Below are 26,389 nucleotides of genomic sequence, written 5' to 3'. Positions count from 1 at the left end.
CTCATGCAACGCTCCCTGCTTCATATTGGCGGCCCCACGCTCTGCGTCGTCCTGACCCTCGGTCTGCTGATGGCGGGCAAGTCGGCGATCACGGGTGCGGAGAGCACGGCCGCACCGGAGATGACGCTGGAGACGCCCGATCTCAGCGATGTCCCGACGATCGGCGAAGATCCTGCTGTCAGTCATGATGTCCCCACCGATCCCGGCATGGAGACGATGCCGTTTTCTCCCGACGTGCAGGAGCCGGAGGGTGACATGACGCCAGTTCCCGTTCCCGAGCCGCCGGCGGTGGACTCGGAATTCCTGGCGCCGCCAAGCGAGGCGCCGGTCGATCCGGCGACGCTGGAGGAGACCATTCTCCGGCATCCCGTTGCTCTATCGGCCGGTCTTGTCCAGTTCGAGGGACGAACGATCCAGATCGCGGGCGTCAAGCCGCAGTCGGCCGACCGGATCTGCCCGGCGACGACGGGTGACTGGCCGTGCGGCACCGTTGCCCGCACCGCCTTCCGCAATTTCATTCGCGCCCGGGCCTTCACCTGCCAGACGCCGAAAGGCGGATGGAGCGGAACGGTGACGGCGCGCTGCACGGTGGGCACCGATGATCCCGCCCTATGGCTTGCCCGCAATGGCTGGGCCGAGGTGGACGGAAACGATACCGCGTTGACGGCAGCCGTTGCATCCGCGAAGACCACGGCAAAGGGTTTCTACCGCGTCGGCACCGAGCCTTCCCCGCCGCCTCAAGGTCTTGCGCCTTGATGTCTCGAACGAGGTGACGCCTGCGGTAGGCCTTCCAAAGGCTCGGCGTCTCCCGCGGATGTCTTGCAACAGGCCTTCAGCGACTATACGTGCGGGGCGGATGAACCCCGGAGATCGCATGTCCCAAACTTTGACCCACCAGGAAGCCCTGATCCACGTCATGGTCATGATGTCCGCGGTGGACAGCGCCATGAGCGACGAGGAGCTGGAGCGAATCGGCAAGCTCTCCCGCATCCTGCCCGTCTTCGACGACTTCGAGGCAGACGACCTTGTACCGGTGGCACAGCGCTGCGCGACCCTGCTGTCGGCACCCGAGGGGCTGGATATTCTGCTGGAACTGGTGCGGGAAGCCCTGCCGCCGCGGCTGTTCGAGACGGCCTATGCGCTGGCCGTCGATATCGCGGCGGTCGATCTCACTGTCCGCACCGAAGAGCTGCGGCTCCTCGCGTTGCTGCGCGATCGTCTCGGCCTCGACAAGCTCGTCTGCGCCGCCATCGAGCGCGGCGCGCAGGCCCGCATGCGGTTCTAGAGTCCGCCAGGTTCATTCTGAACCAGCCAGCCCCTAGATTCCCTTGTCATCGTTTGTCTCTTCGGGATAACCGGATTCCACTTATCCCTGACAAACTCTAAACGGACGCCCGAAAACGCGATCAGTAGATACCGGTCGGGAAATACCGCAGGTAGATTTCGTTGAGGCGGCCGCTGCGGGCTAGCTCCAGAAGCGCGTGATCCAGCGCCTGCGTCAGGGCCGGATCGCCCTTCCGGTTCATGATCGCCAGGCCTTCGCCGAGGAAGTGCTCGGAGACGTAAGCGCCTCCGACGAGCGTGCAGCAAGCTGCCGCATCGGCAGAAGCTGCCCAGAAGGACAGCTGCATGCCGTCCGAGAAGACCGCATTCACCGTGCCCGCCTTCAGTGCCTGCAGCATGGCCGCCCGATCGGGAAAGGCCTGCGCAGTGGCTGCCGGAAAGAACGCCTTGAACATGGCCTCATGCGTCGTGCCCGCGACGACCCCGACCGGCTTTGCGAGAATTGCCGACAGTTCGACTTTGCCTGCCGCGCTGGGTGATGTCCGGGCGGCAAAGCGGGCGGGGAGACGCAGGAAGGGCCGCGTGAAGGCGAAGCGCTGGCGAAGTTCGCCCGTCATGTCAACGCCCGCAAGAACAGCCTCGCCCTGCCCCTCCTCCAGTGCCGGCTGCAGTTCCTCGAAGGTCACGGCCTGAATCTGGCACTTCGCCTCAATCTCCAAAACCCGGCAGATCTCGCGGGCGAGATCGATGTGGAAACCGGACAGCTTCTGCGATTGATCGATAAAGTTGAACGGCGGGAAATCGACGGTGGTCAGGAACCGCAAGCGTGCAAGCCCGCTGAGATCCGGCTTTGCAATCCGCTCGCGGGCGTCGAAGGACAAAGGCAGCTCGCGCATGGGCTCTGCCGCGTGCACTGCAATACCCCCTATCCAAGCCGTCACAAAGATGATTAAGATTATCCTAATGATCGGTTGAATTGAGAAAATCCGTATCATTCTCATCAAATTCCGGCTTCAGGTCGTCAAGGGCCGACGCTGTCTGCGACGAGGTGTTCATGCGTCTCCTAGACTATCCGTCGCTGCCGGGAATGGCTACTCGAAGAGCGCGTGCCGTTTCGGAAAACACGCCTCTACCCGCTTTTTCGGTCGATCTGTTGCGCGAAGGACGCCTGCTTCTCAAGCTCGGGATCGGTAAGCCGACGATCGCCCGGATGATGCTGCGGGCACAGGAGAACGGGACATCAGCCGAGGAAGAGCTTCTGGCCTCCGGCGAGATCGTCGATACGCTGTACTTCGAGGCGCTGGCGGATCTGCTGGGGCTACCCTTCATGGCGGAGATCGATGCGGATCAGGTTCATGATGCCGAGACGCTGGATGCGCAGCTTGTCTTGCCGGACATGCTGCGCCTCTACCATTCCAGCCGTCCGGCGATCACCGTCATCGTGCCAAAACTCAGCCAGATCCGCGACCTCGCACTGACGCTCGATCGACGACCGGCGCTGGTCGGGATCCTGGCCGTCTCAACGCCGCGTGCGGTGCGGATGGCTGCCTGGACGGCGGGCCGGGAGCGGCGCGTCCGCGACACGGTCAGCCTTCTCTTCGAGGCAGCGCCGCTGCACAGTGCCCGCATCGTCTTCTGGGGCAAGCAGGGATTCTATGCCGGGCTCGGGCTTTCGATTTTCGTTTTCTCCGCCTTTCTCGCGCCTCTCGTCTGGCTTCTGGTCACGCATCTTCTGTTGACCAGCCTCTATTTCTGCCAGCTTTTCCTGCGTGCGCGGGCTCTCCTCCATGTGAAGAAAGCCGTGACGAAGCTGCCATCCGGCGAGGGGCTTGAGGCGCAGCAGACCGGGCCTCTTCCGGTCTACTCGATCTTCGTCGCCCTCTACCGCGAAACGGAGGTCGTGGCGCAACTGGTCGGAGCCCTCGACCGTCTCGACTGGCCCCGGTCGCGCCTCGACATCAAGCTGATCTGCGAGGCAGACGATGGCGAAACGCTCGCGGCGCTGGAAGCCCTGTCGCTATCCTCCGAATACGAGATCGTGCGTGTTCCCGCAGCTGCGCCGCGCACGAAGCCGAAAGCGCTGAGCTATGCCCTGCCCGGTGCGCGCGGCGCATTTCTCACCATCTACGACGCGGAGGACCGGCCGCACCCGGGGCAGTTGCGGGAGGCTCATGCCGTTTTTCTTGCCGCGGATCCACACGTTGCGTGCCTTCAGTCGCCTTTGGTCGTCACGAATGCCAAAGCGGGCTGGCTCAGCGCGATGTTCGCGCTCGAATATGCCGCGCTGTTTCGCGGGCTCCTGCCCTTCTTGTCCTCTGTCGGCCTGCCACTTCCGCTTGGCGGCACCTCGAACCATTTTCGTGTGGATGTTCTGAAGGCCGTCGGGGGCTGGGACCCCTTCAATACGACGGAGGACGCGGATCTCGGCATGCGGCTCCATCGGCTAGGCTACCGATCGCAGATGATCCTCCGCCCGACGCTCGAGGACGCACCGACGGACACGGCAGCCTGGTTCGCGCAGCGGACGCGGTGGTACAAGGGCTGGCTGCAGACATGGCTCGTGATGATGCGCGACCCCGAACGTCTCCGTCGACAGATGGGATGGAAAGCGTTCGCAGCCGCGCAGATCCTCGTGGCCGGCATGATCCTGTCCGCGCTCAGCCATCCGCTGACCCTTGCCTTCCTGTTCTATCTCGGCTGGACGCTGCTGGCGGGCGACCTTTCGAGCGGAGACACGATCCTTGCCTCCTGCCTGATGCTTCTCGACATCCTCAACATCATCGGCAGCTACGCCATCGTGATCCAACTCGGGCGCAAGTCGATGAGCGCGGACGAATGGCGGGCGGTGGGCGGGCGATGGCGGGCCGTACCGGCCTACTGGCTGATGATTTCCGCCGCGGCCTGGGCCGCCATCATCGAGCTCTATCGCAAGCCCTTCGTCTGGAATAAGACGCCGCATCTGCCGACGGTGCCATAGAGCATTTCCAGCCGAAGCGGACTCACTTCGGCGTCGGACAATGCGGCAAAAACAGTTGACGAGAGCCGGCCGCTCAGCGCCTCCGATTGGCCGCAGCGCGGCTGTAATAGGCCTGCTTCTGCTTGTACATGTCGATATCGGCACGCTTGACCAGGGATTCCATGCTTTCCGCAGCCAAGCTGGTTGCGCGGCCCATGGAGACGCTGAGCGTGCCCGTGGGATAGAACTGGTTGTTGATCTTCAGAAGATCGTCGATGCTCTCGATCATCGCGGCCACCGCCATCTCGTCGGCACCGGGCATGAGCAAGGCGAACTCGTCGCCGCCGATGCGCGCGGCGTGATTGGGACCGCTTACCGCCTCGTTCAACACCTCGCCCAGACGCCGCAGCAGCGCATCGCCTGCGTCGTGGCCGCGCTGATCGTTCGCCTCCTTCAGACCGTTGAGATCGAGAATGACGACGGACACCGGGCGTAGCGACTTCCGCTCGATCCGGTTCAGCTCCTCCATGTAGAAGGCACGGTTGTGCAGTTTCGTCAGGACGTCGTGCTTGCCGAGATATTCAAGATAGGCTTCTGCCTTCTTGCGGGCGGTAATGTCGGTCAGGGCGACCTGCACCAGCGACCAGTCGTCCTCGTGCCCCGGCAGCACGGAAAACTGCAGCAGCACGAATCGCTCGGACCCATCGAGCGCATAGTTGACGACTTCGCGATGGTGAAACAGGTTGCCGTTCCAGAGCTCGATCAGTTGCTCGCGAAAATGCTGCTGCATGTTGCCACGGAAGATCTCGGCGAGCCGATGGAGCAGCGTCCGGCGGTCGGGCGCAACGAAAAGATCGAGCGTCGCCTGATTGACGTCGATCACCCGGATCTCGCTCATGCACTGCGTTACGAACTCGGGATGCACGTCGGTGAACACGCGGAAGTCCACGATGCCGCGCCGGCGCACGTCGTCCAGCAAGATTTTGATCCGGCTGAAATCTTCCACCCAGAGCGAGACCGGGGAGTGTTCGAAGATCCCTTCCGCATATTGGCGACTTTCCCGCTCCGCGCGCGCCGCGGTTTCGCGCGCCGTCACGTCCTCCGTGGTCAGAAGGACCCGAGCCAGCGTTCCTTCGTGGCCCGGAAGCACATTACCTCTCAGCTGGATGTCGAGCCTGCGGCCGCCCAATGTGTAATTGATGGCATTGCTGGAGAAGGCGGATTTGCCGTCGAACAGCTGCGAGAGTTCGCTGATATGGCTGGTCAGCATGTCGTCTCGGAAGACGAGACCGAGGTTTTCGACCAGATGATCGAGGTCGCGCGCCTCGAACAGGTCCAGCGTCCGCTTGTTGACCTTGAGCACCTTGATGCGGCTCGAGCAGGCTGCGACACGCGCGGGATCTTCGGCAAGGAAGGCGGAGATATTCTCGACGCCCTCCCCACGCCATGTCTCGAACAAGGCGTGGACGCCGCTGAAATCCTCGATCCACATGGCGACCGGCGCCAGTTCGAACGTTTGGGCTACATCGTCTTCCATCGTCACGAAATCATGGATCCTTGTTGAATCGATGCGTCATTTTTAACTGACCCTTAAAGCCCTAGCCAAGAAAGGACGATCTTGCAACGCAACGATGCTGCGCCGCACGCAAAACCAGCCTTTCGCGCTACTGCCTTAAGGACCGTGCGTGACATCGCCTCGGCATTCACGTCTGTGTCACGCCAATTGACGGGAATATCACACATCCGTATGTTACCTCGTGCCGAGGCTGCAGCTTTCGGGTGGGGATTGGAGGACGATACGATGGATTGCCTGCTCGGCATCGACAATGGGCTGACCGTGACGAAGGCCGTCGTCTTCCGGCCGGATGGAACGCCGATTTCCGTGGCGCGGCGCCGGGTCGCGCAGTCTCTTCCGCATCCGCGCTGGGTGGAGCGCGATATGGATGGGCTCTGGGCTGCTACGGCCGAGGCGATCCGCGAAGCGATTACGACAGCCGGCTGCCGTCCGTCCGACATCAAGGCGGTCGCTGCGACGGCGCATGGCGATGGCGTCTATGTGCTTGGCCGCGACAGCCGGCCGCTCGGGCCTGGCATCCTGTCGCTCGACAGCCGCGCGGGCGCATTGTCCGATGCTTGGAACGCGACGGAGATCGCCGCGCGGGCGCTCGAACTCACCGGCCAGTCTCCGCATGCGTCCGCGCCATCGGCCATCCTTGCCTGGATTCGCGACAACCAGCCGGAACGGTTCGCCGGCATCGGTCATGTGCTGGCCTGCAAGGACTGGCTCCGCTTCTGCCTGACCGGCACGATCGGTACGGACCGGACGGAGGCGAGCATTTCCTTCACGAATGTCGCGACGCAGGCCTTCGACCGCGAGGCGCTGTCGCTTTTCGGCCTGGATTCCTTATGGAACGCGCTTCCCGACATGGCGCCTTCGGCCGCGATCGTCGGCGGTGTCACGGCGGCGGCCTCCGCGCTGACGGGGCTTCTGGAGGGAACGCCCGTCGCTGCCGGGCTGCACGACGTGACGGCCTCGGCATTAGGGATCGGCGGGCATGAGACGGGCTTGCTATCGATCGTTGCCGGCACCTATTCGATCAACGAGGTGGTGACGGACCGGCCGGTCACCGATCCGCGCTGGCACTGCCGCAGCGCCATCGAGCCCGGGCAGTGGAACAACATGGCCGTGTCCCCGGCATCCACCGCGAATTACGACTGGTTCCTCGACCAGTTCTGCCGCGCCGAGCAGAGCGAAGCCGCGAAAGGCAGCATTGGCGTTCATGAGCTTCTGAAGCCGGAACTCGATGCCGCCTTCGGTCGTCCGTCCGATATTCTGTTCCATCCCTACCTGTTCGGTTCGCCTTATGGCAGCACGGCGAGCGCCGGCTTTTTCGGCGTTCACGGCTGGCACGGTCGCGGCGACATGCTGAAGGCCGTGCTCGAAGGCATCGTCTTCAATCACAAGGCCCATGTGGACGACCTGCGGAGCGTCATGCCGATCACGGAGGCGCGGATTTCGGGCGGCGGCGCGCGGAACCCTGCGCTGTCGCAGATGTTTGCCGACGCGCTCGATCTGCCGGTGCATGTGACCTCGGCGGATGAGGCCGCAGCCTGGGGTGCTGCACTGACGGCAGGGGCGGCTATCGGCGTCTATGACAGCCCGCAGGCCGGCGCACGCCAGACCACGACGATCCTGCGCAGCCACACGCCGGACGCTGAGCGAAGGGCGGCCCTTTCGGCACGTTACACCCTTTACCGCGAGATGGCGGAAGCGATGCAGCCGCACTGGCGGGCCATCGAACGGCTGGCGGAAGGCTCGCGGAAGGCGATTGCGACATGAAGGCCGATGCGCGCCGGGACGAGATCGCCGACTACATCATGCAGGCCGGACAGGCACGCATCGAGGATCTCGTCACGCATTTCGGCGTGTCACGCATGACGATCCACCGCCATGTCGACCGGCTCGCCCACCAGGGCGTGCTGCGCAAACTGCACGGCACCGTCACCGTTCAGCCATCCGGCCTTTACGAGAGCGCCTTCCGTTACCGCGAAACCGTCGGCAAGGCGGAGAAGGCAGCGCTGGCGCGCGCCGCCCTTGCCCATGTGGAGCCGGGACAGGCGGTGATGCTCGACGACAGCACCACCGGTGCCGCTCTCGCCGACCTTCTCGCCGGCGTGCGACCGCTGACGGTGATCACCAACGGGCTTGTCTCCACCAACCGGCTGATCGACAACGACGAAATCGAGGTGCTCTGCCTCGGCGGCACCTATCACCGCACGTTCAACGCTTTCATCGGCCTGACGACGGAGCGCGCCGTGGCAGCGTTGCGGGCCAACGTGTTCTTCTGCTCGGCCTCGGCGGTGGAAGGCGGCACGGCGTTCATCCAGGATGCGCAGGTGACCAAGGTCAAGCAGGCGATGATGGCCGCGGCCTCACGCCGTATCCTGCTGCTCGACGCCTCCAAATTCGGCAAGGTGGCCCTGAACGTCTTTGCCGATCTCACGGCCTTCGATGCCGTGCTGGCCACCGACCGGCTGGCAGACAGCGTCCGCGCCGATCTTCTTGCACGCGGCGTTCCCCTCAGCATTACCAAGACAGGCAGGACATCATGAGCGATACCGTCAACGAGACGCGCTGGCCGGGCGGCATGGCAGAGCGCATGGAAGCGATCGGCAGAACCGGCACCGTCGATGTCGTCATCATCGGCGCGGGGGTCAACGGCGCCGGTCTGTTTCGCGATCTCTGCGCGCAGGGCCTCACCTGCCTCATCCTCGACAAGTCGGATTACGGCTCCGGCACGAGTGCCGCACCCTCGCGGCTGATCCATGGGGGGCTGAAATATCTGGAGACGGGCGAACTTCGGCTGGTCGCGCAATCCACCTATGAGCGCAACCTGCTGCTGCGCAACGCGCCGCATTACGTGAAGCCGCTTGCAACCGTCATACCGATCTTCTCCTGGACGAAAGGCGTCTGGTCGGCCGTGCGCACGCTCTTCGGCGCCAAGGGAACGCCGCGCAGCCGTGGTGCGCTTCTGATCAAGACCGGGCTTTCAATGTATGACGCTTACGGCGCCCGCCAGCGGGTGATGCCGCGGCACACGATGGCGGGCAAAGCCTCATCGCTGCGCAGCCTGCCGGCGCTGACGCCGCGCATCGTGGCCACCGGCACCTATTACGACGCGACCGTGACGCATCCCGAGCGACTGGTGGCCGAACTGGTACGCGATGGCCTTGCGGCCAGTCCTACCTCCGCCGCCGTCAACCATGCGCGTCTGGAAAGCCGCACCGGCGATACGCTGGTTATCTCCAGCCTGCTCAACGGTGCGCAGTTGCGCGTGAAACCGAAGCTCGTGGTCAATGCCGGCGGCCCTTGGATCGACACGGTCAATGCGACGCTCGGCGAGACCTCCCGCATGATCGGCGGCACCAAGGGCTCGCACATTCTGCTGCGCCACGATGCGCTGCTGAAGGAGCTCGCCGGCCGGATGATCTACTTCGAGGCCGATGACGGCCGTATCTGCCTCGTCTTCGACTATCTCGGCCGTGCGATGGTCGGCTCGACCGACATCAAGGCCGACCAGCCGGACAGCGTGCGCTGCGAGGATGACGAGATCGACTATCTGCTGGAGAGCCTCGGCAAGCTCCTGCCGAAGATGCAATTCGACCGCAGCCAGATCGTCTACACCTATAGCGGCATCCGTCCTTTGCCGGCTAACGATGCAAAGAACCCCGGGCTGATCAGCCGCGATCATATGACACCGGTGCTGGAGCCGGCGGGAGACCGTCCATTCCCCGTGCTGTCGCTGGTCGGCGGAAAATGGACGACGTTTCGCGGCTATGCGGAAGAGGTGGCCGACACCGTGCTGAAACGTCTTGGTCGGGCGCGCACGGTTTCGACGGAAGCCATGCCCATCGGTGGCGGGCGCGACTATCCGGGTGACGATGCCGCACGCAAACGGCTGGTGGCCGATATCGCCGCGACGTCAGACCTTCCCCAGGCGCAAACGGAGGCGCTCTTTGCCCGCTATGGAACGACGGCACGCGCCGTTGCCCTGCACATCGCCGCGTCGAGCGCTGCCTCCCTTCCCGACGCGCCGGACCATGTCGAGGGCGAGATCGATTATCTCGTACGTCACGAGCAGGTGGGACGGCTCGCCGATGTCGTGCTTCGCCGCACGGCGCTTGCCGTCACGGGCACGCTAACGCTCCGCCTCCTTCGCCGTATCGCGCAGATTGCCGGTCAAGCGCTCGATTGGAATGCGGCGAGGATGGAGCAGGAGATCGAGAGCGTCAGAGACGAACTCTCGCGACTGCATGGCGTGACCCTGGCTTAGTCGCCGGGGTTCTATCGCTTGATGTGCGCCAATATCTCCAGAAATATCTCCAGATCGCCTCAGACAATAAAAAAGGCCGGGGCGAAACCGCACCGACCTTCCTCATTCGCTTTTATCAAGTTGCCAGTACATCCGTGGTCAAATCGACGAAAGCTTGTATCGGACCCGAGAGCATTTCTTTTCGAAACGCTCGACCGTTTGCCGATGAGAGAGATATAGGAGCCGAATGTGACAGCTTCAAGTCGAAGCCGAATTTTCTTCGCAAAATCGCTTTGATCAAGATTTTGGTTTAGGAACCGGCTCAGTGATACTCCGCTTCGCTCGAACCGGTGAGTTTGTTGGAGCGGGTGAAGGGAATCGAACCCTCGTATTCAGCTTGGGAAGCTGCTGCTCTACCATTGAGCTACACCCGCCAATGCGCCAGACATCCAACAGATGCGATCGCAAGTCAATCCTCAAGTAAGGATACGAGCCTTCGAAACGCGCTGTTCAGCCACGAAAATGCTTGGAAAGCTTCAGTCCCTGCGCCTGATAGTTCGATCCGACGCCAAGGCCGTAGAGCCCTTTCGGGCGCTCCATCATGTGTTCATAGACGAGACGGCCGACGATCTGGCCGTGTTCGAGAATGAAGGGTACCTCGTGGCTGCGCACTTCGAGCACGGCACGGCTGCCGGTGCCGCCGGATTGTGCGTGGCCGAAACCGGGGTCGAAGAAGCCGGCATAATGAACGCGGAATTCGCCGACCAGCGGATCGAACGGCGTCATTTCCGCGGCAAAGAGCGGCGGCACATGCACGGCCTCGCGCGAGACGAGGATGTAGAACTCGTCGGGATCGAGGATCAGTTCGTCGGCGCCGCGGCTGTAGAGCGGCTCCCAGAAATCGTAGATTCCATGCGCGCGCTTGCGGTCCACGTCCACCACGGCCGTGTGGTGCTTGCCGCGATAGCCGATCAGCCCGTCGGGGCCAGTGCCCTTGAGGTCGATCGACAATGCGATGCCGGCACCGGAAACGTTCGGCGTATCGCTGGCCACCAGGGTGTCCGTGCGGTGAAGCTCGAGAACCTCGGTCTCCGTCAGCAGCGCGTGGCCGATCCGGAAGCGGATCTGCGACAGGCGCGAGCCGCGCCGCACGATGACGGGAAAGGTGCGCGGGCTGATTTCGAGGTAGAGCGGACCGCGATAGCCGGCCGGGATCTTGTCGAACTCCTGCGCGCGGTCGGTGATGACGCGGGTGAAGATATCGAGCCGGCCGGTCGAGCTTTTCGGGTTGGCCGAAGCCGACATCACGGCCGGCAGATCGAGGCTTTCCATCAGGGGCACGATATAGACGCAGCCCGTTTCGAGAACGGCGCCTTCGCTCAAGTCGATCACATGCAGTTTCAGGCGGTCGAGCTTGTCAGCGACAAGATGCCCCGGCCCCGGCATGAAGCTCGCGCGCACGCGAAAGGCCCGGGCGCCGAGCCGCAGGTCGAGGCTCGCCGGCTGGATCTGGTCCGCGTCCAGCGGCCCTTCGCTGAGAAGACGGCCTTGCTCGAACAGCGAAGCGATTGCGCTATCCGCCAGAATGCCCGTTTCGCGCGCCATGCCATCATCCTTTTTTGAAGGCCGACAAAACCAAATACGGCCGATTGACGCAAGCGGGGCGAAGACGTATGGGAACTTATCCCGTGGTGATTTGGCCGGTCGGCTTGCAGCCACGTTAAACAAATGGCTAAAAAGACCGGGCTCGAACCGGTCTGCTTTACGCGACCGGTTTTTTTGTTTCTGGAAGGAGACAATTGATGAGCACGGCAAACAACACCTGGCGCCCGGCGACACAGCTCGTTCACGGCGGCACCACCCGCTCCAGCCACGGCGAAACCTCCGAAGCGATCTTCCTAACGCAGGGCTTCGTCTACGAGACGTCGCAAGCCGCGGAAGCGCGCTTCAAGGGCGAGACGGACGGCTTCATCTATGCCCGCTACGGTAGCCCCACCAACGAGATGTTCGAAAAGCGTATGTGCCTGCTGGAAGGCGCCGAAGATGCACGCGCCACCGCCTCCGGCATGGCAGCGGTCTCCGCGGCCATCCTCTGCCAGTTGAAGGCGGGCGACCATATCGTTGCGGCCCGCGCACTCTTCGGCTCCTGCCGCTGGGTCGTGGAAACGCTCGCGCCGTCCTACGGCATCGAATGCACGCTGGTCGACGGTCGCTTCATCGAGAACTGGGAAAAGGCGATCCGCCCGAACACCAAGGTCTTCTTTCTGGAAAGCCCGACCAACCCGACGCTGGAAGTGGTCGATATCGCTGCGGTGGCCAAGCTTGCGGATGGGGCAGGCGCCAAGCTGGTGGTGGACAACGTCTTTGCGACGCCGCTCCTGCAGAAGCCGCTCGAACTCGGCGCGCATGTCGTCGTCTATTCCGCCACCAAGCATATCGATGGCCAGGGCCGTTGCCTCGGCGGCGTCATTCTCTCGTCGAAAGACTGGATCGACGAGCATCTGCACGACTACTTCCGCCACACCGGCCCTGCCCTGTCGCCATTCAACGCCTGGACGCTGCTGAAGGGCATCGAGACCCTGCCGCTGCGCGTGCGCCAGCAGAGCGAGAATGCGGCGAAGGTTGCCGATTTCCTCGCCGAGCAGAGCCAGGTCGCCCGCGTGATCTATCCCGGCCGGAAGGATCACCCGCAGGCCGATATCATCGCCAAGCAGATGAAGGGCGGCTCCACGCTGGTCTGCTTCGAGATGAAGGGCGGCAAGGACGCCGCGTTCGCGCTACAAAATGCTCTCGAGATCGTCAAGATCTCCAACAATCTCGGCGACGCCAAGAGCCTGATCACGCATCCGGCGACGACGACGCACAAGAACCTCGCCGAAGACGCCCGCGCCGAGCTTGGCATTTCCGACGGCACCGTGCGCCTCTCGGCCGGGATCGAGGACGGCGCTGACCTGATCGAGGATTTCGCCAGGGCACTCAAGGCCGTTTCGGCCTGAGTCCCTCTTCTGCGATCGCTATCATGCCTGAAAATCGCGCTTTACCGGCGCGATTTTTCTTTGTGCCGCGCTGCAACACACTTTCCGCGGGCGTTATTCTTCGGGAAACCATCTGGTCCTAGAATAGGTTCAGCGACTGGAAAGGTTTTGCATCATGTATCGCGCGTTGACACGGGACATCGAGGTCACCGTAGAGCCCTATTATCTGGAGGATCAGTCCGATCCCGAGGATGGGCGCTATGTGTGGGGCTACCGGATCCTGATCTCCAACCGCTCCGTCAAGACCGTGCGGTTGATGACGCGCTACTGGCATATTACCGACGAAAACGGACAGGTCGACGAGGTGACCGGCCCCGGCGTGATCGGTGAGCAGCCGGTGCTCAACCCCGGTGATACGTTCGAATATTCCTCCGGCTGCCCGCTCGACACACCATCCGGCGTAATGTTCGGCCATTACGCGATGGAGACGCCCGAGGGAGAGACGTTCACGGTGGACATTCCTGCTTTTTCGCTGGATCTGCCGGGCCTCAGCCGCACGCTGAACTGACCCCAGAACAGGGGTCGGGCGTCAGTCTAACCGTAACGTCTCCAGGCACCTTTACTGCGGACGCACTTCCGTCGCCTCGAAGGTGTATGTGGTCGAGCAGAACTCGCAGGTCACCGAAATGACGCCATCTTCCACGGTGCTTTCGATCTCCTCCTGGCTGAAGCTGGCGAGGACATCGCGGAGCTTTTCGCGCGAGCAGGCGCACTGGTCGTAGACCGCCTGCGGCGGATAGACCCGCACGCCGCGCTCATGGAACAGGCGAAAAAGCAGCCGCTCGGTGCCGACCATCGGGTCCGTCAGTTCGTCGGCATCGATCGTTTCGACCATCACGCGGGCTTCGTCCCACAGATCATCGACGCTGCCATCGAAGCTCTCGGCACCATCGCCACCATGCAGGTCCGGCTGGCGCATGCGGTCCGGCGCTTCCGGCAGGAACTGCGCGACCATGCCGCCGGCACGCCAGCGGTGGCGCGGCTTGCCGTTCTCGTCGCGATCCAGAAGCTCGGCGACGCCGAGGCGCACCTTGGTCGGGATCTGCTCCGACTGACGGAAATAGACGCCGGCGATCTCCTCGAGGGAGGCGCCGTCGAGCGGCACGATGCCCTGATAGCGCTGAGTGAACTCGCCCTGATCGATGGTGAAGGCGAGAACGCCCTGTCCGAGAAGGGCCTGCGGATCGGCCTCGCCCTTCTCGATAGCACTGGCCAAAGCCTCCTCGTCGTAGCGGGCATAGGCCCGCACGCGGTCGGGCGTCGAGAAATCGGCGACGACGAGATCGACAGGACCGTCGCTCTTCGTCTGGATGATCAGCTTGCCATCGAACTTCAGCGAGGTACCCAGCAATACCGTCAGCACCACCGTTTCGGCCACGAGGCGCGCGACCGGAAGCGGATAATTGTGACGTTCGAGGATAGCGTCCAGCATCGGCCCGAGCTGGACGGCGCGACCGCGCACATCGAGCCCTTCCACCTGAAAGGGCACGACGCGGTCATCGCCCGCATAGCCGAATTCGCCGAGATCTGGTCCCTTGTCCACCATGTCCATGCTCCTCATGCAAGACCCGCCGCAGCGAGCCCGAACGCAGATGACGGCGCCCCGGACACGTCCGGGAATCGCGAAGCCGCAACTCCATTCTATTGGATTGATATGAAATGCCAGCAAAAAACCGTGGCATCCCGCTTGGCCCCTAGATCGGGGGCCGGATGCCCGTTTTCAAGGTTTGAACCCTGCGCGCGACGACAAGCCTCAGAGCGCGCCGAGGCACCAGGCAAGGATCGACTTCTGCGCGTGCAGCCGGTTCTCGGCCTCGTCGAACACGACGGATTGCCGCCCGTCGATCACCTCGTCGGTCACTTCCTCGCCGCGATGCGCCGGCAGGCAGTGCATGAACAGTGCGTTCTCGTCCGCCTTCGACATCAGAGCGGCATTGACCTGATATGGCTGGAAGACATTGTGGCCACGGGCGCGGTGTTCCTGGTTCATCGATACCCAGGTGTCGGTCACCACGCAGTCGGCACCGGCCACCGTCTTTTCCGGATCATGCGACAGAACGATATCGCCGCCATTGTTGCGCGCCCAGTTGAGGATCTTGTCATCGGGCTCGGAGCCAAGTGGCACGGCCATTTTCATGGTGTAGCCGAAACGGGCAGAGCCCTCGATGAAGGAGTGCAGCACATTGTTGCCGTCGCCGGTCCAGGCGATGGTCTTGCCCTTTACGGGGCCGTTATGCTCCTCGAATGTCATGATGTCGGCCATGATCTGGCAGGGATGCGTTGTATCCGTCAGCGCGTTGATGACGGGCACGGTGGCGTGTTCGGCAAGCTCCAGAAGACGGCTGTGATCCGTGGTGCGGATCATGATGGCATCGACATAACGCGAAAGAACCTTGGCGGTGTCGCCGATGGTCTCGGCGCGACCGAGCTGCATTTCCGTGCCCGACAGGAACAGCGTCTCGCCGCCGAGCTGCCGCATGCCGACATCGAAGGACACGCGGGTCCGTGTCGAGGGCTTTTCGAAAATCATAGCCAGCATCTTGCCGGCCAGCGGCTTCTCGGCTGTACCGGCCTTGGTGGCTGCCTTTCGCACCCGCGCATCATCGATGATGGAGCGCAGATTCTCTGCCGACATGGCGGAGAGATCGAGGAAGTGCCGGGTATCAGCCATGGAAATGCGGTGTCCTGTCCTTGTCCCGTTAGGGCTTTCAGCCCCCTGTCAGGGCCTGGGGTGTCGGTGATTCTGGTTGTCAGTAGGGGCGCGACCTTAAGCGGTCGCGCGTTGCTTCACGGCCGTCAGCGTCTCGCTGGCGCGCTCGATGCGAGCAAGACCCTCGCGGGCTTCCTCTGCTGTGGTGATCAGCGGCGGAAGCAGGCGAATGACGTTTTCGCCAGCAGGCACCGCCAGCATCTTTTCCGCCCGGATCGCTTTCAGCAGATCTGCCGAGGGAACCACCGCCTTGATGCCGAGCATAAGGCCTTCGCCGCGGATTTCCTCGATCACATCTGGGAAGCGGTCGGCAAGCGACGCCAGGCCCTGGCGGAAGACGAGCGCAACATCGCGCACGTGTTCCAGAAAGCCGTCGCCCAGAACCACGTCAAGCACGGCATTGCCGACGGCCATGGCGAGCGGGTTGCCGCCATATGTGGAGCCATGCGTGCCGGCAACCATGCCGGAGGCGGCCTCTTCCGTCGCAAGGCAGGCGCCAAGCGGAAAGCCGCCGCCGATACCCTTGGCCGCCGCCAGAATATCCGGTGTAATACCGGACCATTCATAGGCGAAGAGCTTGCCGGTACGACCGACGCCGCACTGGACTTCGTCGAAAATCAGCATCAGCCCGTATTCGTCACAGAGGTCGCGCAGCGCCTGCAGGAAAGCCTTGGGCGCCGGGCGTATGCCGCCCTCGCCCTGGATCGGCTCGATCAGGATCGCAGCCGTTTCCTCGGTGATCGCCTCCTTGACGGCATCGAGATCGCCGAAGGGAACCTGCACGAAGCCGGGCGCCTTGGGACCGAAGCCTTCGAGATACTTTGCCTGCCCGCCGGCTGCGATCGTCGCAAGCGTGCGGCCGTGGAACGCGCCTTCGAAGGTGATGACGTGGAAACGCTCCGTCCGGCCCTTGGCGAACTGATAGCGGCGCGCGGTCTTGATGGCGCATTCCAGCGCTTCCGCGCCCGAGTTGGTGAAGAAGACCTTGTCGGCAAACGTGTTGTCGGTCAGGCGCTTGGCAAGCTTTTCCTGGCCGGGAATCTCGTAGAGGTTCGACAGATGCCAGACCTTTTCGGCCTGATCCTTCAGCGCCGCCACCAGATGCGGATGGGCGTGGCCAAGTGAATTGACCGCGACGCCGGCAGCGAAATCGAGATAGCGCGCGCCATCTTCCGCCACCAGCCAGACACCCTCGCCGCGCTCGAAGCGCAGCGGCGCGCGCATGTAGGTCTCGTAAAGTGGGGTTGCCTCGGCCATCGTGCCAATCTCCTCGTCCTGTCCGCGCGGTCTGCGGGAAGGTTCGATCTGTTTTGCAGAGACCGGCAGTGCCGGCCCGGAATGAAAAATACCGCCCTGACGGCGGCGAGCGCACTATCGGTATTTCAGGTGCTGCTGTCAACAAAAGTCCCGGAATTACGGCCTTGTCGCGCGTTTTTCGGGCGCGATGCTTTCTGGAGAAAAGGCCTTGCAAATATATCACGCGGTGACAGCAAGTTGGGGAAAACCCAAAAATCGATTCGGGTCGATTCCCCGGACTCTTGTCAGGGAGTCACCCCGTCTCTAGGTTAGCAAATAATTGCTAGACGCATGCGGCGGACCTAGTCACCAAAAGAGTCAAGGCGTTGCAGCTTCGGAGCCATCCGGGGCGCGGTGAGGGATTCGTCCTTCATGAACGGCCTGGAACGGAGACGACCATGAATTGGACTGACGAGCGGGTTGAGAGACTGAAGAAGCTCTGGGCCGAGGGGTTGAGCGCGAGCCAGATCGCGGCACAGCTCGGCGGTGTCAGCCGTAACGCCGTTATCGGCAAGGTTCATCGCCTGTCGCTTCCCGGTCGTGCGAAAGCCGGTGGTGCCGCCCCGAGCGCAAACCGCCCGAAGCGTCCGGTCGTTGCCGCACGCCCGGCAGCGCCGGAAGCCGTCGTCGCCAACGCCGCCCCGCGCGCAGCACCGCTGCGTCCCATGGCACGCCCGGTCAACACGATGAACGTGAACGCGGATTCCGAAGGCGCCTTCGCACCGGAAACCGCACTGACGGTGACCGGCAGCGGGACGAGCGGCGCAACGGGCAGCAATGTCGTCGTACCGATGTCGCGCAAGCTCGTTCTGACACAGCTTACCGACCGCACCTGCAAGTGGCCGATCGGCGATCCCATGAAGGACGAATTCCACTTCTGCGGCAACGACTCTCCGGATACCTCGCCCTACTGCACATTCCACGCCAAGCTGGCCTACCAGCCCTCGGCAGAACGTCGCCGCGCGCGATAAACGCCTGGTAGACCACAACGAAAAGGCCTTCTTCGTTCTGTGAAGAAGGCCTTTTGCGTTATGGATGATGAAGGATGCTTCGTCTGCACCGGACCTGGGCAATCGACAGCGATGCAGCCCTCGAAGACGTTATGCTTCGGGAGCAAAGCGTCATATCATCAGCTTTCCAGCGAGTAGCCTGCGCCGCGGACCGTGCGGATGACGTCTTGCATGTTGGAGAAATTGAGGGCCTTGCGCAGGCGGCCGACATGGACGTCGACGGTGCGTTCGTCCACATAGATGTCATGACCCCAGACGCCGTCGAGAAGCTGCGAGCGGGAGAAGACGCGACCGGGCGAGGCCATGAAGAATTCGAGCAGGCGAAACTCCGTCGGCCCGAGGCGGACTTCGCGGGTTTTGCGGTGAACGCGGTGGGTTTCGCGGTCCAGCTCGATATCGCCGCATTTCAGAAGCGAGGACAGGACTTCGGGACGCGCACGGCGCAGCATGGCCTTCACGCGCGCGATCAGCTCGGGCGTCGAAAATGGCTTCACGACATAGTCGTCGGCGCCAGTGGCAAGGCCGCGAACCCGCTCGCTCTCTTCGCCCCGCGCCGTCAGCATGATGATCGGCAGGCGCTCCGTTTCGCTGCGCTGGCGCAGGCGACGGCAGAGCTCGATGCCGGAAACGCCGGGCAGCATCCAGTCGAGGATCAGAAGATCGGGCAGCCGCTCCTGCAGCCGCACCTCTGCCTCGTCGCCCCGGTTGATGGTGTCGACATCGAAGCCTTCGGCCTCAAGATTGTAACGCAGGAGGACGCTCAGCGCTTCTTCATCTTCGACAACGGCAATTTTCGGCTGCATTTCTGGACTCCGTAGTCTCCTTGTCACGCGACAAGGCTTTCGCCAGAACCCGAGGGCGGCGATCATCGTTGACAGTTCATGCGCGGCGCAGAGGCCACCGGATGGCTGCATATCCTTCAGCCGAACGTCCGCCGGCATCGAGACCGGAAGCAACGGCGCAGGAGCATTTCGGCTCCCGCGCCGCTCGCTCAGGTGGCGAGTGCGCCGACGGTGTTCGACGAGTCGTCCTTCGGACGTTCGCCCAGCGGCTGCGCACCGGTCGTCATGTAGTAGATCGTCTCGGCGATGTTGGTCGCGTGGTCGCCGATGCGCTCGATGTTCTTGGCGCAGAACAGGAGATGCGTGCAGGGCGTGATGTTGCGCGGGTCTTCCATCATGTAGGTTAGAAGCTCGCGGAACAACGAGGTGTAGATCGCGTCGATCTCGCTATCACGCTCGCGAATGGCCTTTGCCTTCTCGGCCGAGCGGGATGCGTAGACATCCAGCACTTCCTTCAGCTGCATCAGCGTCAACTCGGCCAGATGCTCGATGCCGCGGGACAGCTGCCGCGGCAGGCTGGCGCTGGAGACGGCGATGACGCGCTTGGCCGTATTTTTGCCGAGATCGCCCACGCGCTCCAGATCGGCCGCAATGCGGATCGACCCCATGATTTCGCGCAGGTCGGCCGCCATCGGCTGGCGCTTGGCAATCGTCACGATCGCCTTCTCGCCGATCTGGCGCTCGGCGTCGTCAAGCACGACGTCGTCGGAGATGACCTTCTGGGCAAGACCCAGATCGGCATTGACGAGGGCGCGAACGGATTCGGCCACCATCTGCTCGGCAAGGCCACCCATCTCGGAGATACGGCGGCTCAGATATTTCAGGTCTTCGTCATAGACGGATGCGATATGGGTTGCCATGGATCCTGTCCTTGGAGTTCGGTCACGGGCACAAGGCTGTCGGTCGGGCGACCGATCAGCCGAAGCGGCCCATGATGTAATCCTGGGTGCGCTGGTCATCCGGATTGGTGAACATCTTGTCGGTGTCGTTCTCCTCGACAAGATTGCCGAGGTGGAACATGGCGGTGCGCTGCGAGACGCGGGCTGCCTGCTGCATGGAGTGCGTGACGATCACGATCGTGTAGTTGGCGCGCAGCTCGTGGATCAGTTCCTCGACCTTGGCGGTGGCGATCGGGTCGAGCGCCGAACAGGGCTCGTCCATGAGGATGACTTCGGGGCTGACGGCAACGGCGCGCGCGATGCAGAGACGCTGCTGCTGGCCACCGGAAAGGCCGGTGCCCGACTCGTGCAGGCGGTCCTTGACCTCGTTCCACAGACCGGCCTTCTGCAAGCTCTGCTCGACGATGGCGTCGAGTTCGGCCTTGGTGCGGGCGAGACCGTGGATCTTCGGCCCGTAGGTCACGTTTTCATAGATGGACTTCGGAAACGGGTTCGGCTTCTGGAAAACCATGCCGACGCGGGCGCGCAGTTCGACGACGTCGATCGAGGGATCGTAGATATCACCGCCGTCGAGCGTGATCTTGCCCGTGACCTTGCAGTGGTCGATCGTGTCGTTCATGCGGTTGAGCGTCCGCAGGAAGGTTGACTTGCCGCAGCCCGAGGGGCCGATCAGCGCCGTGACCGTGTTTTCGCGGATGTTGAGGTTCACGTCGAACAGCGCGCGCTTTTCGCCGTAGTAGACCGACACATCCTTGCCAATCATCTTGTGAGGGACAGCATTCATCTTCTGATCGACCGCCTTTTCGAGAGTCGCTTCTGACATCATGTTCATTGTTTTCTACCTCACTACCAGCGTCGTTCAAAGCGGCGCCGCAACAGGATTGCGCCAAGGTTCATGACCACCAGGAAGATCAGGAGCACGATGATCGCGCCGGAGGTCCGTTCGACAAATGCACGTTCGGCTTCGTTGGCCCACATGTAGATCTGGACCGGCAGTGCCGTGGAAGGTTCGAGCGGCGAGCCCGGGAAATCGACCACGAAGGCCACCATGCCGATGAGAAGCAGTGGCGCGGTTTCACCCAGTGCATGCGCAAGGCCAATAATGGTCCCCGTCAGGATACCCGGCATGGCAAGCGGAAGCACGTGGTGGAAGATCGTCTGCATCTTCGAGGCGCCAAGGCCGAGGGCCGCAGCCCGGATCGACGGCGGCACGGCCTTCAGCGCCGCACGCGTGGCGATGATGATCGTGGGCAGCGTCATCAGCGTGAGGACGAGACCGCCGACGAGGGCTGCCGAGCGGGGCATACCGGCAAAGTTGATGAAGATCGACAGGCCGAGCAGACCGTAGACGATGGAGGGAACGGCCGCGAGATTGTTGATGTTGACTTCGATGAGGTCGGTCAGCTTGTTCTTCGGCGCGAACTCTTCGAGGTAGATCGAGGCGGAGACACCAATCGGCAGCGCGAGCGCTAGCACGATCAGCATCATGTAGAGCGAGCCGAGCGCTGCGACGCCGATGCCGGCAGCTTCCGGACGCGAGGAGGCGCCCGAGGTGAAGAGGCCCGTGTTGAAGGACTTCGTCATCGCGCCGTCCTGCGCGAGCGTCTGCATCCAGCCGAGTTGCTTATCCTTCACCTTGCGGTTGGCTTCGTCCACCGTCACGTCGATCTGGCCCTTGTTGGCCGAGTCGATGTTGCCTTCCGCCAGAAGTGCCACCGGCACCGTCTGGCCGATGATCGCCGGATTGGCAACGACGACATCGCGAAGCTGCGTGCGGGCGCTGGCCGAGACCATGTCGGTCGCGAGCTTCACGTCCGCGCGGTTGGCGGGGTCGATACCGAGCTTCTGTACCAGCGCGTCACGCACCAACAGCGGATAGTTCGCGGTCATCAGCTTGGCAGGGTTGGTCGCCCGTTCGTTCTTCGGGTCGATGACCTGTTCACTGAAGGTGATCGGCAGGACGATCTCGGTCTGCAGGAAGGCCGTGTAGCCCTTGGACACGACGGTCCAGAGCAGGAGACCGAGGAAGAAGATGCCGATGGAGATGGCACCGATGCCATAGGCCCGGAAGCGGCGTTCTGCGGCGTAGCGGCGCTTGATGCCGATATCGCGACGGGTGGATGCGGGACGCTGCGACGCACCGGCGAGCGATGAGGTCATGTCGGTCATTCGTACTGTTCCCGGTATTTGCGCACGATGTAGAGCGCGTAAATGTTGAGGCAGAGCGTGATGGCAAAGAGCGTGATGCCGAGCGCGAAGGCGACGAGGGTCTGCGGAGAGGTGAACTCTAGGTCGCCCGTCAGCTGGTTGACGATCTTCACCGTGACGGTCGTCATCGGCTCGAAGGGGTTGATCTGCATGCGGGCGGCGACACCGGCCGCAAGCACCACGATCATCGTCTCGCCGACGGCGCGGGATGCCGTTAGCAGAAGCGCACCGACGATGCCGGGAAGAGCGGCAGGAAGGACGACGCGCTTGATGGTTTCCGACCGTGTGGCACCGAGGCCGAGCGAACCGTCGCGCAGCGAGCCGGGCACCTGCGTGATGATGTCATCCGACAGGGAGGACACGAAGGGGATCAGCATGATGCCCATGACGAGGCCGGCGGTGAGAACGCTCTGCGCCTGGATGAAGCTGGTATAGTTGCCGGTGACGAGGCCGTTCAGCTGGCCCGAGATATCGCGCAGAAACGGGCCGACCGTGACGAGGGCGAAGAAGCCGTAGACGATGGTCGGGATGCCGGCGAGGATTTCGAGCAGCGGCTTGGCGATCGAGCGCACCGTGCTGTTGGCATATTCCGCCATGTAGATGGCGGCGAACAGGCCGATCGGCACGGCAAAGAGCATGGCGACGAAGGCGATGTAGAGCGTGCCGGCGAGAAGCGGCAGGAGGCCGAACTGCCCGGCCTGACCCGCTTGGCCGGCTGCGGCGAAGCGCGGATCCCAGACGGTGCCGAAGAAGAACTCCATCGGCGACACCGAGGCGAAGAAGCGCAGGGCTTCCGACAGCATAGAGCCGATGATGCCGACGGTGGTGAGGATGGCGATGGAGGAAGCGAGGATCAGGCCGCCGAGAATGACCTGCTCGACACGGTTGCGTGCCCGGAAGCGCTGCGAGATGCCGCGGAGCGCCAGAAGTGTTCCACCGATGGCCAGCAGCAGCACGACACCGGCCATGGCCAGATGGCTGTTTGCCGTCATCCGATTGAAGGTCGTAGCGGACTCGATCATCCAGGGTTCGCCGGCGCCGGCCAGCGGAATGCCCTTGGCACCCATGGCGTCGCGAAGATTGATGGAACCGCTGTCAAGTGCGCTGCGCTCGGCGTCCGAGAGAAGGGCGAGACCGCGGGCGACCGACTTGACCTGGCCGAGTGCCAGCTGGGCGGGCGCATTGCCCTGGTTCAGGACCTCGGTCGGCAGATGGAAGAGCACGCTGCGATCGATCATCGGCGGCGCAGCGACGAGCCAGACGGCGAGCACGACGAGCGAAGGCAGAAGAGCCCAGATGGCAGCGTAGCTGCCGTGGTAGCCGGGCAGAGAATGCAGAGAGGAAAGCTTGCCACCGGCCGTGGCCATGGCCCGCGAACGACCCATCACGAAGGCGGATGCGCCGACGAGCAGGACGAGGAGAAAGAGGAGAGAAGCGCTCATGGTCTGGGTCCCCCGGTCGTTTCACGACATCGCATGCTGCAAGATCGGACGCCGGCCATTCGAACGTTGGGGCTCCCACACGGCGCTCGCGCGCCGTGCGGGGTGATCCTTAAGAGACCAGGTCTCCGGATCGGCTCCTATTACAGCTGCGTGCCGTCGGTGAAGGCCTTGCGGTCAGCTTCGCGCTCTGCATCCGGCGCGGCAACGAGGCCGTAGGCTGCCAGCGGGCTTTCCGGGCCGACCATCTGGTCGTCGAGGAAGAATTCAACGAATTCCTTCAGGCCGGGGATAACGCCGAGATGCGCCTTCTTGACGTAGAAGAACAGCGGACGCGAAACCGGGTATTCGCCGGAAGCGATCGTTTCCGTGGTCGGGATGACACCGTTGACGGTCGCAACCTTCAGCTTGTCGGCGTTGTTTTCATAGAAAGCCAGACCGAAGACGCCGATGCCGTTCTTGTTGGCAGCGATGCGGGCGAGCGTTTCTGTGTAGTCGCCGTCGATGTCGACAGCCTTGCCGTCCTTGCGAACGGCAACGCAGGTGCGGGCCTGTTCCTTGGCGTCGGCAACGGCAGCCTTGATGACCTCTTCAGCACCGGAAGCCTTGCAGCCTGCATGAAGGATCTTCTCTTCGAAGACTTCGCGCGTGCCGTGCTTTTCGCCCGGGATATAAGCGGCGATTTCGGCGTCCGGCAGGTTCTTGTTGACTTCAGACCACTTCGTGTAGGGGTTCGCAACAACCTTGCCGTCGACGACGACCTGGGCTGCGAGGCCGAGGTAGAGATCCTTCGGCTCGAGCTTCAGGTCGGCATTGCCGCTGTCGGTGGCGAAGACGATGCCGTCATAGCCGATCTTGACTTCCTGCACTTCGGTCACGCCAGCCGACTTGCATTCCGCCAGTTCGCTGTCCTTGATCTTGCGCGAAGCATTGGCGATGTCGATGGTATCAGGGCCGACGCCCTTGCAGAATTCCTTGAGGCCGGCGCCCGTGCCGCCGGATTCGACGACCGGCGTCTTGAAGTCGGGGAACGTCTCGCCGAAGGTTTCGGCAACGATCTTGGCATAGGGAAGAACGGTGGACGAGCCAGCGATCTGGATCTGGTCGCGGGCAGCGGCAGCGCCAGCAAAGGCGACGGAAGCCACCAGGGCTGCAGCAGTCAGTTTCAGGGCGTTCATGGAATTCTCCCGGATGGGCTTGTGTGGGTGCGCTAGAGTGTCAGCGCTCGCTTTCGCCGTTTATTCTCATCGGCTACCCTTCATTAGCGGCCGATGCCACAAGCTTTTATGTCAAGTTGACGAAAGATTTATGACAGTCTATCTTCCTGATTTTCATGATCTTTTTGTTAAAGACCCAGATTTCGTCGATATTCCGTCAAAAACGGACCGTGAAAACGGTTCCCTCGCCCAGCACCGAGCGGACGATCAGCCTCGCGCGGTGCCGGGTGAGGATGTGTTTAACGATCGCAAGCCCCAGCCCGGTGCCTTTCTTCGAGCGGCTGGCCTCGACATTCACCCGGTAAAAACGCTCGGTGATGCGCGGCACGTGCTCGGCGGGAATGCCCGGCCCGTGATCGCGCACAGAGACCTCAACTGGATCGCCGCCGCCGCCGGAAAGGGTCACCTCCACGGTCTTGCCTTCCTGCCCATACTTGCACGCATTCTCCACGAGGTTCTCGAACACCTCGATCAGTTCGTCGCGATCCCCCTGAACGACGACGGGAAGTGACGGAACGGCGAGCGAGATGGTGATGCCCACATCCTGGGCAAGCGGACCCAGCGTGTCGCAGACATGGCCGAGCAGAGGTGCAAGCGCGACCTCCTGCTCGGGCGCGATGTGGGATTTCAGCTCAAGGCGGGAGAGCGACAGCAGGTCGTCGACAAGGCGGCTCATCCGGTTTGCCTGCTCCAGCATGATGCCGAGGAACCGCTCATGCGCCTTCACATCGTTGCGCGCCGGCCCCTGCAGCGTCTCGATGAAGCCGCGCAGGGAGGCGAGCGGGGTGCGCAATTCGTGGCTGGCATTGGCGACGAAATCCGAGCGCATGCGATCGATGCGGCGCGCCTGCGAGATATCGCGGTAGGAGACGACATAGACGGTATCGATGCTTTCCGGCGCCGACACCCGCTTGGGGCCATCAGCGGCAAGCGCAGCCGGCGCCACGCGCACGATATAGACGGCCTCGGACGGCAGACGTTCGGAATGTTCGATCTGGTTGATGCGGCCGGTCGCGATGGTCTCGCGCACCATATCGAGGATACCGGGCGAACGAACGCGACCGGAAAGGTCGGAATTTGCCGGGATGACGCCAAAGGCCTTTTCGGCCGCCTGGTTCTGGAAAAGCACGCGCTCGTCCGGCCCGATGACGAGCACCGGCATATCCAAAGCGTCGAAGCCGGCTTCAAGCGTCGCGAGTTCAGCCTCACCGGTGGAAGGCAGCGGCTCGACGGCAGCGGGGGGCGCCGGCATCGCCGGTTGCCGCAGAAGTGCCAGAACGACAACGATCCAGAATACGGCGGCAAGGGCGGCGTGGCCGCTGGTCGCGATCAATCCGACGCAGCCGGCAAGGGTGAGGCCGATCAGCCACTTCTCCGCCCAGATGCGGGTGCCCATCGTCCGCCAATATGTCGTTTCCAGCACACGTCCTCCCGACTGTCGCTGCCTTCCCGAACGAGCCTGCGCCAACAGGCACGTACCATAACACCTGCCAGCCGATGCGGCGAACATCCACCATGTAACCCGGCTTCATGACATGATTTTCACGGTGCGCTTGAAATCGCAATGGACTTATGGCCTGCTCCCCAGCTACGGCGGCAACCGGCCCTTCAGGCTTGGCCTGCCGGCACCCCGCTTGGCACACCCCGCTGGGCACACCCCGCTGGGCACACCCCGCTGGG

At 63.0% G+C, this 26,389-nt stretch carries 22 protein-coding genes, 1 tRNA gene and 1 riboswitch; of the genes, 9 read left to right on the top strand and 14 right to left on the bottom strand.

Annotated elements, in window-relative coordinates; genetic code table 11:
- Nucleotides 1-3 precede the first annotated feature (3 nt).
- Together GA0004734_RS05720 and GA0004734_RS05715 are read left to right on the top strand one after the other, a co-directional pair.
- The gene (locus GA0004734_RS05720; protein ID WP_092931971.1) at nt 4-756 is read left to right on the top strand and encodes a hypothetical protein; all 753 of its coding nucleotides are present in this window, start codon (nt 4-6) and stop codon (nt 754-756) included.
- 118 nt (nt 757-874) lie between these two features.
- Nucleotides 875-1,285 carry a tellurite resistance TerB family protein gene (locus tag GA0004734_RS05715; RefSeq protein ID WP_092931969.1) on the top strand — a complete coding sequence of 137 codons (411 nt, stop codon included), beginning with the start codon at nt 875-877 and terminating at the stop codon, nt 1,283-1,285.
- 121 nt (nt 1,286-1,406) lie between these two features.
- Here GA0004734_RS05715 and GA0004734_RS05710 read toward each other — a convergent pair whose 3' ends face one another.
- Nucleotides 1,407-2,180, bottom strand: coding sequence for a transporter substrate-binding domain-containing protein (locus tag GA0004734_RS05710; protein ID WP_245292349.1), 774 nt, complete (start codon nt 2,178-2,180; stop codon nt 1,407-1,409).
- Nucleotides 2,181-2,338: 158 nt separating this feature from the next.
- Here GA0004734_RS05710 and GA0004734_RS05705 point away from each other — a divergent pair, with 158 nt between their 5' ends.
- Nucleotides 2,339-4,261 (top strand): glycosyltransferase family 2 protein, encoded by a 1,923-nt coding sequence (locus GA0004734_RS05705; protein ID WP_092931965.1) that lies wholly within the window; start codon nt 2,339-2,341, stop codon nt 4,259-4,261.
- 73 nt (nt 4,262-4,334) lie between these two features.
- Here the strand turns inward: GA0004734_RS05705 and GA0004734_RS05700 are convergent, their stop codons facing one another.
- Nucleotides 4,335-5,777 carry a sensor domain-containing diguanylate cyclase gene (locus GA0004734_RS05700; RefSeq protein ID WP_092931963.1) on the bottom strand — a complete coding sequence of 481 codons (1,443 nt, stop codon included), beginning with the start codon at nt 5,775-5,777 and terminating at the stop codon, nt 4,335-4,337.
- Nucleotides 5,778-6,041: 264 nt separating this feature from the next.
- On the opposite strand from GA0004734_RS05700, the gene GA0004734_RS05695 reads away from it, so the two are divergent.
- From GA0004734_RS05695 to GA0004734_RS05685, 3 genes are read left to right on the top strand one after another with little or no spacing between them, the layout of a single operon-like run.
- Nucleotides 6,042-7,580 carry an FGGY-family carbohydrate kinase gene (locus GA0004734_RS05695; protein WP_092931961.1) on the top strand — a complete coding sequence of 513 codons (1,539 nt, stop codon included), beginning with the start codon at nt 6,042-6,044 and terminating at the stop codon, nt 7,578-7,580.
- Nucleotides 7,577-8,353 carry a DeoR/GlpR family DNA-binding transcription regulator gene (locus GA0004734_RS05690; protein ID WP_092931959.1) on the top strand — a complete coding sequence of 259 codons (777 nt, stop codon included), beginning with the start codon at nt 7,577-7,579 and terminating at the stop codon, nt 8,351-8,353. The genes GA0004734_RS05695 and GA0004734_RS05690 overlap by 4 nt, the downstream gene beginning before the upstream one ends.
- Nucleotides 8,354-8,388: 35 nt before the next feature.
- A complete protein-coding gene (locus GA0004734_RS05685) occupies nt 8,389-10,074 on the top strand; it encodes a glycerol-3-phosphate dehydrogenase/oxidase (RefSeq protein ID WP_245292487.1) in 1,686 nt (561 codons plus the stop codon).
- A gap of 339 nt (nt 10,075-10,413) precedes the next feature.
- On the opposite strand, the gene GA0004734_RS05680 is transcribed toward GA0004734_RS05685, so the two are convergent.
- Together GA0004734_RS05680 and GA0004734_RS05675 are read right to left on the bottom strand one after the other, a co-directional pair.
- Nucleotides 10,414-10,487 (bottom strand) — tRNA-Gly (locus GA0004734_RS05680).
- Nucleotides 10,488-10,563: 76 nt separating this feature from the next.
- Nucleotides 10,564-11,658 (bottom strand): 2'-deoxycytidine 5'-triphosphate deaminase, encoded by a 1,095-nt coding sequence (locus tag GA0004734_RS05675; RefSeq protein ID WP_092931955.1) that lies wholly within the window; start codon nt 11,656-11,658, stop codon nt 10,564-10,566.
- A 73-nt stretch (nt 11,659-11,731) separates the two neighbouring features.
- Nucleotides 11,732-11,810, top strand: a riboswitch (SAM riboswitch).
- 45 nt (nt 11,811-11,855) lie between these two features.
- Between GA0004734_RS05675 and GA0004734_RS05670 the strand changes: the two genes are divergently transcribed.
- Nucleotides 11,856-13,049 (top strand): O-succinylhomoserine sulfhydrylase, encoded by a 1,194-nt coding sequence (locus GA0004734_RS05670; RefSeq protein WP_092931953.1) that lies wholly within the window; start codon nt 11,856-11,858, stop codon nt 13,047-13,049.
- A 154-nt stretch (nt 13,050-13,203) separates the two neighbouring features.
- Complete coding sequence (gene apaG, locus GA0004734_RS05665) at nt 13,204-13,596, top strand: Co2+/Mg2+ efflux protein ApaG (RefSeq protein WP_092931951.1); 393 nt, start codon at nt 13,204-13,206, stop codon at nt 13,594-13,596.
- Between the two features lie 51 nt (nt 13,597-13,647).
- On the opposite strand, the gene GA0004734_RS05660 is transcribed toward apaG, so the two are convergent.
- The 3 genes from GA0004734_RS05660 to GA0004734_RS05650 all read right to left on the bottom strand — a co-directional run bounded on the left by GA0004734_RS05660 (nt 13,648) and on the right by GA0004734_RS05650 (nt 17,055).
- Entirely contained in the window at nt 13,648-14,634 is a 987-nt protein-coding gene (locus GA0004734_RS05660) for an Hsp33 family molecular chaperone (RefSeq protein WP_092931949.1), read from the bottom strand.
- A 207-nt stretch (nt 14,635-14,841) separates the two neighbouring features.
- Complete coding sequence (argF, locus tag GA0004734_RS05655; protein ID WP_092931947.1) at nt 14,842-15,759, bottom strand: ornithine carbamoyltransferase; 918 nt, start codon at nt 15,757-15,759, stop codon at nt 14,842-14,844.
- A 96-nt stretch (nt 15,760-15,855) separates the two neighbouring features.
- Nucleotides 15,856-17,055 carry an aspartate aminotransferase family protein gene (locus tag GA0004734_RS05650; RefSeq protein ID WP_092931945.1) on the bottom strand — a complete coding sequence of 400 codons (1,200 nt, stop codon included), beginning with the start codon at nt 17,053-17,055 and terminating at the stop codon, nt 15,856-15,858.
- 437 nt (nt 17,056-17,492) lie between these two features.
- Here GA0004734_RS05650 and GA0004734_RS05645 point away from each other — a divergent pair, with 437 nt between their 5' ends.
- The gene (locus tag GA0004734_RS05645; protein ID WP_092931943.1) at nt 17,493-18,065 is read left to right on the top strand and encodes a GcrA family cell cycle regulator; all 573 of its coding nucleotides are present in this window, start codon (nt 17,493-17,495) and stop codon (nt 18,063-18,065) included.
- Nucleotides 18,066-18,223: 158 nt separating this feature from the next.
- On the opposite strand, the gene phoB is transcribed toward GA0004734_RS05645, so the two are convergent.
- From phoB to phoR, 7 genes are all read right to left on the bottom strand, one after another.
- Entirely contained in the window at nt 18,224-18,907 is a 684-nt protein-coding gene (gene phoB / locus GA0004734_RS05640; RefSeq protein WP_062595195.1) for a phosphate regulon transcriptional regulator PhoB, read from the bottom strand.
- Nucleotides 18,908-19,095: 188 nt separating this feature from the next.
- Complete coding sequence (gene phoU / locus GA0004734_RS05635; protein ID WP_092931941.1) at nt 19,096-19,806, bottom strand: phosphate signaling complex protein PhoU; 711 nt, start codon at nt 19,804-19,806, stop codon at nt 19,096-19,098.
- A 55-nt stretch (nt 19,807-19,861) separates the two neighbouring features.
- Nucleotides 19,862-20,677: a phosphate ABC transporter ATP-binding protein PstB gene (gene pstB / locus GA0004734_RS05630; RefSeq protein WP_092931939.1), complete on the bottom strand. Its 816-nt coding sequence runs from the start codon at nt 20,675-20,677 to the stop codon at nt 19,862-19,864.
- A gap of 14 nt (nt 20,678-20,691) precedes the next feature.
- Complete coding sequence (gene pstA, locus GA0004734_RS05625; RefSeq protein WP_092931937.1) at nt 20,692-22,014, bottom strand: phosphate ABC transporter permease PstA; 1,323 nt, start codon at nt 22,012-22,014, stop codon at nt 20,692-20,694.
- Nucleotides 22,011-23,495, bottom strand: a complete 1,485-nt coding sequence (gene pstC / locus GA0004734_RS05620; RefSeq protein ID WP_092931934.1) for a phosphate ABC transporter permease subunit PstC — start codon at nt 23,493-23,495, stop codon at nt 22,011-22,013. The genes pstA and pstC overlap by 4 nt, the downstream gene beginning before the upstream one ends.
- A gap of 140 nt (nt 23,496-23,635) precedes the next feature.
- Entirely contained in the window at nt 23,636-24,670 is a 1,035-nt protein-coding gene (locus GA0004734_RS05615; RefSeq protein WP_092931932.1) for a substrate-binding domain-containing protein, read from the bottom strand.
- Nucleotides 24,671-24,866: 196 nt separating this feature from the next.
- Nucleotides 24,867-26,105, bottom strand: a complete 1,239-nt coding sequence (gene phoR, locus GA0004734_RS05610) for a phosphate regulon sensor histidine kinase PhoR (RefSeq protein WP_245292486.1) — start codon at nt 26,103-26,105, stop codon at nt 24,867-24,869.
- Between the last annotated feature and the right edge of the window lie 284 nt (nt 26,106-26,389).

Origin of the sequence: Rhizobium sp. 9140 (assembly GCF_900067135.1) — a bacterium.
Classification (GTDB): Bacteria; Pseudomonadota; Alphaproteobacteria; order Rhizobiales; family Rhizobiaceae; genus Ferranicluibacter.
This window is presented reverse-complemented; position numbering and strand designations above follow the sequence as displayed.

Coding starts and splice junctions, on each gene's coding strand:
- GA0004734_RS05720 (WP_092931971.1), top strand. CDS start 4: ATGCAACGCTCCCTGCTTCATATTGGCGGCCCCACGCTCTGCGTCGTC.
- GA0004734_RS05715 (WP_092931969.1), top strand. CDS start 875: ATGTCCCAAACTTTGACCCACCAGGAAGCCCTGATCCACGTCATGGTC.
- GA0004734_RS05710 (WP_245292349.1), bottom strand. CDS start 2,180: ATGCGCGAGCTGCCTTTGTCCTTCGACGCCCGCGAGCGGATTGCAAAG.
- GA0004734_RS05705 (WP_092931965.1), top strand. CDS start 2,339: ATGCGTCTCCTAGACTATCCGTCGCTGCCGGGAATGGCTACTCGAAGA.
- GA0004734_RS05700 (WP_092931963.1), bottom strand. CDS start 5,777: ATGGAAGACGATGTAGCCCAAACGTTCGAACTGGCGCCGGTCGCCATG.
- GA0004734_RS05695 (WP_092931961.1), top strand. CDS start 6,042: ATGGATTGCCTGCTCGGCATCGACAATGGGCTGACCGTGACGAAGGCC.
- GA0004734_RS05690 (WP_092931959.1), top strand. CDS start 7,577: ATGAAGGCCGATGCGCGCCGGGACGAGATCGCCGACTACATCATGCAG.
- GA0004734_RS05685 (WP_245292487.1), top strand. CDS start 8,389: ATGGCAGAGCGCATGGAAGCGATCGGCAGAACCGGCACCGTCGATGTC.
- GA0004734_RS05675 (WP_092931955.1), bottom strand. CDS start 11,658: ATGGCGCGCGAAACGGGCATTCTGGCGGATAGCGCAATCGCTTCGCTG.
- GA0004734_RS05670 (WP_092931953.1), top strand. CDS start 11,856: ATGAGCACGGCAAACAACACCTGGCGCCCGGCGACACAGCTCGTTCAC.
- apaG (WP_092931951.1), top strand. CDS start 13,204: ATGTATCGCGCGTTGACACGGGACATCGAGGTCACCGTAGAGCCCTAT.
- GA0004734_RS05660 (WP_092931949.1), bottom strand. CDS start 14,634: ATGGTGGACAAGGGACCAGATCTCGGCGAATTCGGCTATGCGGGCGAT.
- argF (WP_092931947.1), bottom strand. CDS start 15,759: ATGGCTGATACCCGGCACTTCCTCGATCTCTCCGCCATGTCGGCAGAG.
- GA0004734_RS05650 (WP_092931945.1), bottom strand. CDS start 17,055: ATGGCCGAGGCAACCCCACTTTACGAGACCTACATGCGCGCGCCGCTG.
- GA0004734_RS05645 (WP_092931943.1), top strand. CDS start 17,493: ATGAATTGGACTGACGAGCGGGTTGAGAGACTGAAGAAGCTCTGGGCC.
- phoB (WP_062595195.1), bottom strand. CDS start 18,907: ATGCAGCCGAAAATTGCCGTTGTCGAAGATGAAGAAGCGCTGAGCGTC.
- phoU (WP_092931941.1), bottom strand. CDS start 19,806: ATGGCAACCCATATCGCATCCGTCTATGACGAAGACCTGAAATATCTG.
- pstB (WP_092931939.1), bottom strand. CDS start 20,677: ATGAACATGATGTCAGAAGCGACTCTCGAAAAGGCGGTCGATCAGAAG.
- pstA (WP_092931937.1), bottom strand. CDS start 22,014: ATGACCGACATGACCTCATCGCTCGCCGGTGCGTCGCAGCGTCCCGCA.
- pstC (WP_092931934.1), bottom strand. CDS start 23,495: ATGAGCGCTTCTCTCCTCTTTCTCCTCGTCCTGCTCGTCGGCGCATCC.
- GA0004734_RS05615 (WP_092931932.1), bottom strand. CDS start 24,670: ATGAACGCCCTGAAACTGACTGCTGCAGCCCTGGTGGCTTCCGTCGCC.
- phoR (WP_245292486.1), bottom strand. CDS start 26,105: ATGGGCACCCGCATCTGGGCGGAGAAGTGGCTGATCGGCCTCACCCTT.